At 68.4% G+C, this 12,520-nt stretch carries 10 protein-coding genes and 1 pseudogene; 8 read left to right on the top strand and 3 right to left on the bottom strand.

Going from position 1 to position 12,520, the window contains the following annotated elements:
- Nucleotides 1-8: 8 nt before the first annotated feature.
- Genes C6A87_RS08435 through C6A87_RS08410 form a run of 6 tightly spaced genes read left to right on the top strand, consistent with a single transcriptional unit; the run spans nt 9 to nt 6,910 of the window.
- Nucleotides 9-746: an NADH-quinone oxidoreductase subunit J gene (locus C6A87_RS08435; RefSeq protein ID WP_311116821.1), complete on the top strand. Its 738-nt coding sequence runs from the start codon at nt 9-11 to the stop codon at nt 744-746.
- Nucleotides 733-1,032: an NADH-quinone oxidoreductase subunit NuoK gene (gene nuoK, locus C6A87_RS08430; RefSeq protein WP_311116820.1), complete on the top strand. Its 300-nt coding sequence runs from the start codon at nt 733-735 to the stop codon at nt 1,030-1,032. The genes C6A87_RS08435 and nuoK overlap by 14 nt, the downstream gene beginning before the upstream one ends.
- Nucleotides 1,033-1,076: 44 nt before the next feature.
- Entirely contained in the window at nt 1,077-2,984 is a 1,908-nt protein-coding gene (nuoL, locus tag C6A87_RS08425; RefSeq protein ID WP_311116819.1) for an NADH-quinone oxidoreductase subunit L, read from the top strand.
- Entirely contained in the window at nt 2,978-4,558 is a 1,581-nt protein-coding gene (locus C6A87_RS08420; protein ID WP_311116818.1) for an NADH-quinone oxidoreductase subunit M, read from the top strand. The genes nuoL and C6A87_RS08420 overlap by 7 nt, the downstream gene beginning before the upstream one ends.
- Nucleotides 4,555-6,120, top strand: coding sequence for an NADH-quinone oxidoreductase subunit NuoN (gene nuoN, locus C6A87_RS08415; protein WP_311116817.1), 1,566 nt, complete (start codon nt 4,555-4,557; stop codon nt 6,118-6,120). The genes C6A87_RS08420 and nuoN overlap by 4 nt, the downstream gene beginning before the upstream one ends.
- A 13-nt stretch (nt 6,121-6,133) precedes the next feature.
- Nucleotides 6,134-6,910, top strand: a complete 777-nt coding sequence (locus C6A87_RS08410) for an enoyl-CoA hydratase (protein WP_311116816.1) — start codon at nt 6,134-6,136, stop codon at nt 6,908-6,910.
- 17 nt (nt 6,911-6,927) lie between these two features.
- On the opposite strand, the gene C6A87_RS08405 is transcribed toward C6A87_RS08410, so the two are convergent.
- Nucleotides 6,928-7,530: a TetR/AcrR family transcriptional regulator gene (locus C6A87_RS08405; RefSeq protein WP_311116815.1), complete on the bottom strand. Its 603-nt coding sequence runs from the start codon at nt 7,528-7,530 to the stop codon at nt 6,928-6,930.
- Nucleotides 7,531-7,591: 61 nt separating this feature from the next.
- Between C6A87_RS08405 and C6A87_RS08400 the strand changes: the two are divergent.
- Nucleotides 7,592-8,729, top strand: a pseudogene (locus C6A87_RS08400) (phosphotransferase family protein).
- On the top strand, nt 8,729-9,871 hold the full coding sequence (locus tag C6A87_RS08395) for a hypothetical protein (RefSeq protein ID WP_311116814.1): 1,143 nt from the start codon (nt 8,729-8,731) through the stop codon (nt 9,869-9,871). The pseudogene C6A87_RS08400 and the gene C6A87_RS08395 overlap by 1 nt, the downstream one beginning before the upstream one ends.
- An 18-nt stretch (nt 9,872-9,889) precedes the next feature.
- On the opposite strand, the gene C6A87_RS08390 is transcribed toward C6A87_RS08395, so the two are convergent.
- Together C6A87_RS08390 and C6A87_RS08385 are read right to left on the bottom strand one after the other, a co-directional pair.
- On the bottom strand, nt 9,890-11,440 hold the full coding sequence (locus tag C6A87_RS08390) for an NAD(P)/FAD-dependent oxidoreductase (protein ID WP_311116813.1): 1,551 nt from the start codon (nt 11,438-11,440) through the stop codon (nt 9,890-9,892).
- Between the two features lie 40 nt (nt 11,441-11,480).
- The gene (locus C6A87_RS08385; protein WP_311117857.1) at nt 11,481-12,458 is read right to left on the bottom strand and encodes a TIGR03617 family F420-dependent LLM class oxidoreductase; all 978 of its coding nucleotides are present in this window, start codon (nt 12,456-12,458) and stop codon (nt 11,481-11,483) included.
- Nucleotides 12,459-12,520 lie beyond the last annotated feature (62 nt).

Below are 12,520 nucleotides of genomic sequence, written 5' to 3'. Positions count from 1 at the left end.
GGGCGCACATGGGTGAGGCGGTGCTGTTCTGGGTGCTCGCGGTGGTGTCGGTGGCAGGCGCGCTCGGTGTGGTGTCCGCCCGGAAGGCGGTCTACTCGGCGATCTCACTGGCCACCACCATGATTGCGCTCGCGGTGCTCTACATCGCGCAGGGTGCGCCGTTCCTCGGGGTCGTCCAGATCGTGGTCTACACGGGTGCGGTCATGATGCTCTTCCTGTTCGTGCTGATGCTCATCGGCGTGGATTCCTCGGAATCACTGGTGGAGACCCTGCGCGGGCAGCGGGTGGCGGCCATCGCTGCCGGCCTCGGCTTCGGCGTGCTGCTGGTGGCAGGTATCGGCAACGTCACCAGAGACGGCTTCGTCGGTCTGGAGCAGGCGAACCGGGACGGCAACGTCGAGGGGCTGGCGGCACTGATCTTCACCCGGTACCTGTGGGCGTTCGAGCTGACGGGCGCCCTGCTGATCACCGCGGCCCTCGGCGCGATGGTGCTGACCCACCGGGAACGGTTCCAGCGCCGCAAGACCCAACGCGAGCTGGCCATCGAACGTTTCGCTCCCGGTGCGCATCCGACGACGCTGCCCAACCCCGGCGTGTACGCCCGCCACAACGCCGTCGACGTGCCCGGCCGGCTTCCCGACGGGACCGCCGCGGAGCTGTCGGTGAGCGCGATCCTGCAGGTGCGCACGGTGCCCGCCCAGGAGCATGACGAGCGGACCCACGGGGGTGGGCATGAGCCCCGATAACTATCTGTACCTGTCGGCACTGCTGTTCACCATCGGCGCGGCGGGAGTGTTGTTGCGCCGCAACGCCATCGTCATGTTCATGTGCGTGGAGCTGATGCTCAACGCCGCCAATCTGGCGTTCGTGGCGTTCTCGCGCATGCACGGGCATCTCGACGGACAGGTGGTGGCGTTCTTCACCATGGTGGTTGCGGCGTGCGAGGTCGTGATCGGGCTGGCCATCATCATGACGATCTTCCGGACCCGGCGCTCGGCGAACGTCGACGCGGCCAGCCTGCTGAAGAACTGATGAGCGCTTGCGCGAAGAAGAGAAGGAACTGAGGACAGGACCGGATGACTGCACCCGTGTGGCTTCTGATCGCGCTCCCGCTGGCCGGTGCCGTCGTCCTGCTCCTGGGAGGCAGGCGCTCGGACCGCTGGGGGCACCTGCTCGGCACCGCGGCCGCGGTAGCGTCGTTCGTGTGTGCCGCAGTGTTGTTCGCCGGCATGCTGGGCCGCGACGCCGAACACCGCGCCACCCACGAGACGCTGTTCAGCTGGGTGCCGGTCGGTGAGCTGCGCGTCGACTTCGGGCTGCAGCTCGACCAGCTGTCGATGTGCTTCGCGCTGCTGATCACCGGTGTCGGCTCGTTGATCCACATCTACTCGATCGGCTACATGGCCGACGATCCGGACCGGCGCAGGTTTTTCGCCTACCTCAATCTGTTCGTCGCCGCGATGCTGCTGCTGGTGCTCGCCGACAACTACCTGGGCCTGTACATGGGTTGGGAGGGCGTCGGTCTCGCGTCGTACCTGCTGATCGGGTTCTGGTCGCACAAACCGTCGGCGGCCACGGCGGCCAAGAAGGCGTTCGTCGTCAACCGGGTCGGCGACGTCGGGCTGGCGATCGCCCTGATGGTGATGTTCAGTGCGGTCGGGGCGGTGTCGTTCACCGCGGTGTTCGACGCCGCACCGCGGCTGGGCGAGGGCACGCTGACGGCGATGGGGCTGATGCTGCTGCTGGCGGCGTGCGGCAAGTCCGCGCAGGTGCCGCTGCAGTCGTGGCTGGGAGACGCGATGGAGGGCCCGACGCCGGTGTCGGCGCTCATCCACGCCGCCACGATGGTCACCGCCGGCGTGTACCTGATCGTGCGTTCGGGCCCGGTGTTCAACCTGGCCCCGCACGCGCAGACCGCGGTGGTGGTCGTCGGTGCGGTCACGCTGCTGTTCGGCGCGGTGGTCGGCTGCGCCAAGGATGACATCAAGAAGGCGCTGGCCGCGTCGACGATGAGCCAGATCGGCTACATGGTGCTGGCCGCCGGTCTGGGCCCGGTCGGGTACGCGTTCGCGATCATGCACCTGTTGACCCACGGGTTCTTCAAGGCCGGGCTGTTCCTCGGGGCCGGCTCGGTGATGCACGCGATGGACGACGAGGTCGACATGCGCCGCTACGGCGGGCTGCGCAAGGCGTTGCCGGTCACCTTCGTCACGTTCGGCCTCGGCTATCTGGCGATCATCGGCATCCCGCCGCTGGCCGGGTTCTTCTCCAAGGACGGCATCATCGAGGTCGCCCTCGGCGCAGGCGGACTCAAGGGCGTGATCCTCGGCGGTGCAACGATTCTCGGGGCCGGGATCACCGCGTTCTACATGACGCGGGTGATGCTGATGACGTTCTTCGGGCAGAAGCGCTGGGCGGGCCACGGGGCGAGCGAAGCGACGGGAGAACACGCGCACCCGCACGAGGCGCCCGCGGTGATGACGTGGCCGATGATCGTGCTGGCAATCGGCTCGGTGACCGCGGGCGCGGCGCTGGCCGTCGGCGGCACCCTGGAGCACTGGCTGGAGCCGGTGGTCGGGAGCGGCGAGATCCACCACGTGCTCCCCGTGTGGGTGGTGACGGTGATCGTGCTGTCGGTGGTGGCGGTCGGTATCGCGATCGCGTACCGGATGTACGGGACGCGGCCGGTGCCCGAACAGGTTCCCGCCGGTTCGGCGCTGACCATGGCCGCGCGTCGCGACCTGTACGGCGACGCGTTCAACGAGGCGGTGCTGATGCGCCCCGGCCTGACGCTGACCCGGGAACTGGTCGAACTGGACGACGAGGCGGTCGACGGCGCGGCGACCGGCCTGGCGGCCGGGGTGTCCCGTGTCTCCCACGGGCTGGGCCGTCTGCAGACCGGGTTCGCACGCTCCTACGCGCTGTCGATGCTGGCGGGTGCGGCCCTCGTCCTCGCGATGATCCTGGCGGTGAATCTGTGGTGACCTCGTTCCCGTTGCTGACCGTGCTGTGGGTCGTCCCGATGGTCGGTGCGCTGGTGGTGATGGTGTTGCCCGCGGCGGCGCGCACGCTGGCGAAATGGGTTGCGCTGGCGGTGTCGCTGGTGGTGTTGGCCGTCGCCGGGGTGGTCGCGGTCGGCTTCGACCCCGGCGGAGAGCAGTTCCAGTTCGTCGAGAACTACCGCTGGATACCGTCTTTCGGCACCGGCTACATCCTCGGTGTGGACGGCATCGCGCTGGCCCTGGTGGTGCTGACCGCGGTACTGCTGCCGCTGCTGATCGTCGCAGGCTGGAACGACGCCCGCGACGAGGACAGTTGGGGCGGGCGGTCGGTGCACATCTACTTCGCGCTGACGTTGGCCGTCGAGGGGATGGTGCTGATCTCGCTGGTCGCGTTGGACATCCTGCTGTTCTACGTGTTCTTCGAGGCGATGCTGATCCCGATGTACTTTCTGATCGGCGGGTTCGGCGGTGGGCAGCGCAGCAGGGCCGCGGTGAAGTTCCTGCTGTACAACCTGTTCGGCGGGCTGATCATGCTCGCCGCGGTGGTCGGCCTGTATGTGGCGACGGCCGGAAGCGACGCGTTCGAGGCGGGCACCTTCGACTTCCGTGCGATCGTCGCCGCCGTAGCCAGCGGCGAGTTCGTGGTCAACCCGGTGGTGATGCACCTGCTGTTCGGCGGATTCATGTTCGCGTTCGCGGTGAAGGCGCCGTTGTGGCCGTTCCACCGCTGGCTGCCCGACGCCGCGGTCGAGGCCACCCCGGCCAGCGCCGTGCTGATGATGGCGATCATGGACAAGGTCGGCACCTTCGGCATGATCCGCTACTGTCTGCCGCTGTTCCCGGAATCGGCAACGTATTTCAGCGGTCTGATCATCACACTGGCGGTGATCGGCATCCTCTACGGGGCGGTGCTGGCCATTGGCCAGACCGACGTGATGCGGCTCATCGCCTACACGTCGATCTCCCATTTCGGTTTCATCATCCTGGGCATCTTCGTGATGACCACCCAGGGCCAGTCCGGGTCGACGCTCTACATGGTCAACCACGGCATCTCGACGGCGGCGCTGTTTCTGATCGCCGGATTCCTGGTGTCGCGGCGCGGATCCCGGCTCATCGCCGCCTACGGCGGGGTGCAGAAGCTGGCCCCGGTGCTGGCCGGCACCTTCCTGGTGGCCGGGCTGGCGACGCTGTCGCTGCCCGGGCTGGCGCCGTTCATCAGTGAATTCCTGGTGCTGATCGGGACGTTCACCCGCTACCCGGTGTTCGCGGTGCTGGCCGCGGGCGCGCTGGTGCTCTCGGCGATCTACATCCTGTGGATGTACCAGCGGATGATGACCGGCCCGGTCCCGGCGGCACTGGCCGAGGGTGAGCACAGGATCGGCGACCTGGTGCCGCGCGAGATCGCGGTGGTGGCGCCGCTGATCGCGCTGCTGCTGGTGCTCGGGGTGTATCCGAAGGTCGCGCTCGACGTCATCAACCCGGCGGTCACCCACACCCTGACCACCATCGACCAACCCGACCCGGCGCCCCGGATGGCGGAAGGCCCGCTGCGATGAACCTGCCTACCCCGTCCGTCGAGTACGGACTCGTCTCTCCGATGCTGATCGTGCTGGCGGCGGCGGTGCTCGGCGTGCTCGTCGAGGCGCTGCTGCCCCGCAGGCAGCGTTACCCCGCGCAGGTGACGGTGAGCGTCGCCGGCCTGCTGGCGGCATTGGGCGCGGTGGTGCTGATCGCACGTGATCTGCACGGCGGCAACGGTGTCGAAGCGGTGATGGGCGCGATCGCGGTCGACATGCCCGCGCTGTTCCTGCAGGGCACGATCCTGTTGGTCGGCGTGCTCGGAATCCTGCTGATCGGCGAGCGGCAGCCCGCGTCGCCGGACATCGAGTCCCGGGGGCTGGACGCGTTCACACCGCAGGCGTCGGCGGTCGCGGGCAGCGTGGCCGAGAAGCTGGCCACCCGCGCGGGCGTCGTTCAGACCGAGGTTTTCCCGCTGACGATGTTCGCCGTGGCCGGGATGCTGCTGTTCCCGGCCGCCAACGATCTGTTGACGATGTTCATCGCGCTGGAGGTGCTGTCCCTTCCGCTGTACCTGCTGTGTGGACTGGCGCGGCGGCGACGACTGCTGTCGCAGGAGTCGTCGCTGAAGTACTTTCTGCTGGGCGCGTTCGCGTCGGCGTTCTTCCTGTACGGCGCGGCGATGCTGTACGGGTATGCGGGCACCCTGCGGTTCCAGGGGATCGCCGAGGCGGTGTCCTCCGGTACCGGAAAAACCTCACTGGCGTTGATCGGTACCGGGCTGGTGCTGGTGGGTGTGCTGTTCAAAGTCGGTGCGGTGCCGTTCCATTCCTGGATCCCGGACGTCTACCAGGGGGCGCCGACCCCGATCACGGCGTTCATGGCGGCCGCCACCAAGATCGCCGCGTTCGGCGCGATGCTGCGCCTGTTCTACGTCGCGCTGCCCGAGCTGCGCGACGACTGGCGCCCGGTGCTGTGGGCGATCGCGATCGTGACCATGGTCGTCGGCACCGTCACCGCCGTCACCCAGAACGACGTCAAGCGGATGCTGGGCTACTCGGCGGTCGCGCACACCGGCTTCATCCTGACCGGCGTGATCGCCGGGAACGCCGCCGGGGTCTCGTCGACGCTGTTCTATCTGTTCGCGTACGGGTTCTCCACCGTCGGCGCGTTCGCGGTCGTCGGCCTGGTCCGCGACGCCGACGGCGAGGAGGACAGTGCGCTGGCGCGCTGGGCCGGTCTGGGCAGGCGCTACCCGGTGGTGGGCACCGTGTTCGCGCTGTTTCTGCTTGCGTTCGCGGGGATTCCGTTGACGAGCGGTTTCGTCAGCAAGTTCGCGGTGTTCAAGGCCGCGGGTGAAGGCGGCGCGCTGCCCCTGGTGGTCGTCGGCGTGGTCGCCAGTGCCATCGCCGCGTACTTCTATGTGCGGGTGATCGTGCTGATGTTCTTCACCGAACGCCCCGCCGATGCGCCGGAGGTGGTGGTGCCCAGTGCGCTGACGACCGCGGTGGTCACCGTCACCGCAGCCGTCACGTTCGTCCTCGGCGCGTTGCCGCAACCGCTTCTGGACCTCGCCGACTCTGCCGACCGCTTCTTCTGATAGCAACGTGCACATGACCTCTGAACTGGTGTTGACCGCCGACCACGGCGGCGTGCGGGTGATCACGCTGAACCGCCCCGCCGCCAGGAACGCGTTGAGCCGCGACCTGATCCGGGCCTCCTACGCGGCGCTGACGTCCGCCGACGCCGATCAGGCGGTGCGCGCCGTGGTGCTCACCGGCGCCGATCCGGCGTTCTGTGCCGGTGTGGACCTGAAAGAGGCTTCACGCGACGGGCTTTCGTACTTCGAGGAGTTCCGGTCGCACAGTTGCATCGCCGCGGTGGCGCAGATGCGCACCCCGGTGGTCGGTGCGATCAACGGGGCCACGTTCACGGGTGGGCTGGAGATGGCGCTCGGCTGCGATTTCCTGATCGCCTCCGAGCGCGCGGTGTTCGCCGACACCCATGCGCGGGTGGGGATTCTGCCCGGCGGCGGGATGACGGCGCGGCTGCCTCAGCTGGTCGGGGCCGCGATGGCCCGACGGCTGTCGATGACCGGTGAGGTCGTCGACGCCGCACGCGCCGAGCGGATCGGGCTGGTCACCGAGGTGGTGCCGCACGACCGGCTGCTGGAGCGGGCGGTGCAGTTGGCCGCCCAGATCGCCGAGGTGCCGGGTCCGACGATGCGCGGCCTCAAGGAGATCTATACGACCGGCGCCGCGGCGGTGACCGATCCGGCGCTGGCGGCCGAGGAGAAGATCGCGTTCGCCCAGCACCGCGATCTCGACGGGCTGGGCAACCGGTTCGGTGCGGTGACCCGGCGCAACAAGGAGCAGATCCGGCCCACCTGACCGCGCGGGCGTGCGGGTCAGGCCAGCACTCCGTGCAGCAGGATGTCGGTCGTCCGGTCCACCCATGCCCGGTCCTCCAGGTCTTCGGGCGTCTGCAACAGCGCCAACAGCGTCGCTCCGCCGATCAGGTGCACCAGCCGGTCCGGGTCGACGTCGGCGCGGACCTCGCCGCGCTCGACCGCGCCGTGCAGCCGGGTGCGCACGGCCCCGAACAGATCGGTGAAGCGCGCCCCGACCCGTCCGGTGAGGTCGGGGTCGGCGGACATGTCGGCGATCAGCCCGGGCAGCGCGGACCGGACCACGGGGCTGGTGAACACGTCGCGGGCCGCCTCGATCATCGCGCGCAGGTCGGCGCCGATGTCACCGGGCGGGGTGTCCATCGCTGACGGCGTCGCCGGGAACGCGGCCTCGTGCACGAGTTCGGCCTTGCTCGACCACCGCCGGTACAGCGCCGTCTTGGTGGTGCCGGCCCGCTCGGCGACGGCTGCCATCGTGACGTTCGAATAGCCGATTTCGACAAGAAGATCCGCGGTCGCGCGCAATATGGCAGCGTCAATGCGCGGATCCCGCGGGCGACCGGCACCCGGGGTCTTGTCACCCGGCCTCGGGTCTGTTTTCATATCGCTACCCACGGTATCGTATTAGTGCCACGCCTGTGCCGGGGCGGGAAGGATCCTGTCTGTGACCACCGAACCAGCCGTCGACAATGTGGACCGCCTCCAGCGCTCCAGCCGTGACATGTCGAATGTGCCTGCGGCACTGTCCCAGTGGCTCTCGACGCTGCTGCCGGACACGACGCCCGAGATCACCGTGGAAAGCGGCATCGACGCCAATGGCATGTCCTCCGAAACGATCCTGTTGCGTGGGCGATGGCTGCAGGCAGGCGAGCCCGTCGAGCAGCACTGGGTCGCCCGGGTGGCGCCCACCGACGCCGACATCCCCGTGTTCGAACACTATAGGCTCGACCACCAGCACGAGGTGATGAGACGCGTCGCCGAACTCACCGACGTCGCGGTGCCGCCGGTGCGCTGGCTCGAACCCACCGGCGAGGTGCTGGGCCTGGCCCTTCTTCCTGATGGACCGCGTGGACGGCATCGTGCCTCCCGACGTGATGCCCTACACCTTCGGCGACAACTGGCTCTTCGACGCCGACCCGGAACAACAGCGTCAGCTCCAGGACCACACCGTCGGCGTGCTGGCCACCCTGCACTCGATTCCCGACGCGCAGCAGGTGTTCGGCTTCCTCCAGGATGTCGACCCGCCCGGGGAGACCGCGCTGCACCGCCACTTCGGCTGGCTCAAGAGCTGGTACGAGTTCAGCGTGCCCGACATCGGCCGCTCGCCGCTGGTCGACCGGGCACTGACCTGGCTGGACGACCACTTCCCGGACGACGTCGCGGCCACCGAACCGGTGCTGTGCTGGGGTGATTCCCGCATCGGCAACGTGATGTACCGCGACTTCTCCCCCGTCGCCGTGCTCGACTGGGAGATGGCCACCGTCGGCCCGCGCGAACTCGACCTGGCATGGATCAGCTTCGCGCACATGGTCTTCCAGGAACTGACCAAGCTGGCCGGGCTGCCGGGGATGCCGGACTTCCTGCGGGAGGACGACGTGCGCGCCACCTATCGGGACCTCACCGGCGTCGAGGTCGGCGACCTGCGCTGGTTCCACGTGTACTCGGCGGTGGTGTGGTGCTGTGTGTTCATGCGCACCGGGGCCCGTCGCGTGCACTTCGGGGAGATCGAGAAACCCGGTGACGTCGAGACGCTGTTCTACCACGGATCGCTGCTGAAACGACTGATCGGAGAGGCCCCCTGATGCTCGGACCGATGGACGAATATCCGGTGCACCAGGTGCCCCAGCCGATCGCGTGGCCGGGGTCCTCGGACCGCAACTTCTACGACCGGTCCTACTTCAACGCCCACGACCGCACCGGCGACATCTTCGTCGTCACCGGCATCGGCTACTACCCGAACCTGGGCGTCAAAGACGCGTTCATGCTGGTGTCACGCCGCGGCGGCGGCCGATTCGGCGGCAGCGGTCACACCCAGACCGCGGTGCACCTGTCGGATGCCATCGACCAGGACAGGCTCAACCAGCACGTCGGCAACTACCGTGTCGAGGTCGTCGAACCCCTGCGCAAACTGCGGATCATTCTCGACGAAACCGAAGGCATCGCAGCCGATCTCACCTGGGAGGGGCTGTTCGACGTCGTGCAGGAGCAGCCGCACATCATGCGCCGCGGTACCCGGGTGACCCTCGACGCGCAACGCTTCGCCCAGGTCGGTTCGTGGAGCGGGCAGCTGGCGATCGACGGGCAGGACATCGCGGTCGATCCCGCCAACTGGATCGGCACCCGCGACCGGTCCTGGGGCATCCGGCCGGTCGGCGAGGCCGAACCCCCGGGGCGGCCCGATGATCCGCCGTTCGAGGGCATGTGGTGGCTGTACGTGCCGATGGCGTTCGACGACTTCGCGCTCGTGATCATCATGCAGGAGGACCCGCACGGCTTCCGCTCGCTCAACGACTGCACCCGGATCTGGAAGGACGGCCGGATCGAGCAGCTGGGCTGGCCCCGGGTCACGGTGCACTACCGCTCCGGCACCCGGATACCGACCGGCGCCACCATCGAGGCGACGGCGTTCGACGGCAGCCCGCTGCGTTTCGACGTGGAGTCCAGGCTCCCGGTACCGATCCACGTCGGCGGCGGCTACGGCGGCGACTCGGACTGGCTACACGGGGTGTGGAAGGGCGAGAACTTCACCGAACGCCTGACCTACGACATGACCGACCCCGCGATCATCGGCCGCGCCGCGTTCGGCGTGATCGACCACGTCGGCCGCGCGGTGTGCCGCGACGCCGACGGCACCGAGTGCGAGGGCTGGGGGCTGTTCGAACACGGCGCGCTGGGCCGTCACGACCCGTCGGGCTTCGCCGACTGGCTCACCGTCGCTCCCTGACGCCCAGCTCCCCGACCGTCACCCGCCGAGATTGTGTTCCAGTAGGTCCTCACTCGGTATCTCGCTACTGGAATGCAATGTCGGCGCGGGGGCGGCATCGGGTGCGGGGGCGCGGCCGAAGACCATCGACTCCTCGATGCGGTCGAGCCGGTGGTCGATGGCGTCGAGCACATAGTTGTGCCGCACGTTCCACGGCCGCCGGGTCCCCGACTTCGGTAGCACGTGCGCGGACCGGTGCACGTAGCCGGCATTGATGTTCCACGCAGGCTTCTCGGTCATCGGCGTCGTGCCCAGATGCGGATAGGCGTGGGTGTATCCGTGAGAGTCCATGTAGGCCAACAGCTTCGCCACCGCGCGTGCGGTCAGGTCGGCGCGCAGCGTCCAGGACGCGTTGATGTATCCCACGCACCACGCCATGTTCGGCACGTCTTCGAGCAGGTGTTCCTTGTAGACGAACCGGTCGGCAGGCCGGACCTCTTCGCCGTCGACGCTGATCGTGATGCCGCCCAGCGCCTGCAGCTGGATTCCGGTGGCGGTGACGATCACGTCCGCGTCGATGCGGTCACCTGACTGCAGCACGATGCCCGACGCGTCGACGTGGTCGATCCGGTCGGTGACCACCTCGGCGCGGCCGGTGGCGATGGCGTCGTAGAAGTCCCCGGACAGGATCAGGCACAGCCGCTGATCCCACGGGTCGTAGGTGGGATTGAAGTGGGTGTCCACCGGATAGCCCTCGGGCAGATAATGTTTGGCGACCGCGCGGACCGCCCGACGGACGAACCGGGGCGCTTTGCGCGAGATCGCGTACACGGCCACGATGAACAGCACGTTGTACAGCCATGCCAGCCGGTACCCCAGCCGGCGGGGCGGCACCTTCCGCAGCAGGTTCACCACCGGGTTGATCCGCTGCCCGGACAGCAGATAGGTCGGCGAGCGCTGCAGCATCGTCACGTGGCCGGCCTTCTTCGTCAGCGACGGGATCAGGCTGATCGCGGTCGCGCCGCTGCCGATCACCACCACCTTGCGCCCGCTGTAGTCCAGGTCCTCGGGCCACTGCTGGGGATGAACCACCGTGCCGGAGAAGTTCTCCAACCCGGGGATGTCCGGGCGGTACGGGTGGTCGTAGTCGTAGTAGCCGGTGGCGAAGAACAGGAACCGGGCCCGGTAGGTGCGGGGCGTCCCGTCCTGCTCGGTCTGCACCTGCCAGGTGTCGGTCTCCGAATCCCAGTCCGCCGAGTTCACCCGGGTGTCGAACCGGATGTGCCGGTCGATCCCGTGCCGGTGCGCGGTCTCGGTGAGGTAGGTGCGGATGTCCTCACCGTCGGCGACGTTCTCCGGCCTGGCCCACGGCTCCCACGGGAACGACAGCGTGAAGATGTCGCTGTCGGAGCGGATGCCCGGGTAGCGGTGCAGGTCCCAGGTGCCGCCGATGCGCGAACGGCGCTCCAGGATCGTGTACGTGAGCTGGGGATTCCGCTCCTGGATCCGGTATGCGGCACCGATACCCGAAATGCCCGCGCCGATGATCAGAACGTCGGAGAACTCCGTCTCCGGATAGCGCTGGTCCACTCGTAACCTCCATTGGTCCGCTCGCGTACCACCCTAGGACTCAGTCGGCCAGCGCGTCGACGATCCGGGCCAACGAATCCACCGAGATGGGTCCGGGCTGGTAGAGGCAGATGCGGTCCGACACGCCGGCCACCCGGTCTTCGATGTGCTTGGCGATCTCGGTCGGGGTGCCGCACGCGGCGATGGTGTGCAGCACGTCGTCGTCGATGAGCCGCCCCATGTCCTCCCAGCGGCCCTGCTTGGACAGCGCGCGGAGTTCGGGCTGCAGATCGCCCCAGCCGTGCGCGTCGAGCACCGGACGATAGGCCGGAGTCGACCCGTAGAAGGCCAGCAGCCGGCGGGTCGCGGTGTGGTCGGGGTCCTCGTCGGCGACCGAGACGATGATCTCGGGGACGACGGCGAGGTCGGCGCGGTCGCGGCCCGCCGCGGCCAGCCCGGCATCGACGTTCGGCATCGTCACCTCGTGCAGGAAACGTTTCGACCCGAACGGCATCACCAGCAGCCCGTCGGCCACCTCGGCGGTCATCCGGGTCATCTTCGGGCCCAGCGCGCCGACGAAGATCGGCACCGGAGCGAAGCTCGACCGCGGGCTGAACGTGGGCGTCATCAGTGTGTGCCGGTAGAACTCGCCCTGGAAGTTCAGCCGCTCCCCCGTGCTCCACGCCTCGAAGATCGCCCGCAGCGCGCCGACGAGTTCGGCCATCCGGGCCACCGGGCGGTCGAACTCGGCGCCGAACCGCTTCTCGATCTGGGTGCGGATCTGGGTGCCCAGGCCTAGGGTGAACCGCCCACCCGACAGCAGCTGGTGGTCGACGGCCTGATGGGCCAGGTGAATCGGGTTGCGGGGAAAGGAGATCGCGACGTTGGTCATCACGTCCAGCCCGCCGACGGTGGCCGCCAGGGTCAGCGGCGTGAACACGTCGTGCGGCCCCTCGAAGGTGAACACCCCGCTGGCGCCGGCCTCGCGCAGCGCGCGTGTCCGATCCATGGCGTCCATCGGCCCGAACAACGCGGTCATCACCTGCACAACGGCCGAGCCTAATGCGAATCCGGCGCGTATCTCGCCACTATCGGTGCGGT

It is taken from the genome of Mycobacterium sp. ITM-2016-00317 (genome assembly GCF_002968295.1).
Taxonomy (GTDB): Bacteria; Actinomycetota; Actinomycetes; order Mycobacteriales; family Mycobacteriaceae; genus Mycobacterium.
The sequence above is the reverse complement of the archived record's forward strand: the minus strand, read 5'-3'. Positions and strand labels throughout refer to the sequence as shown.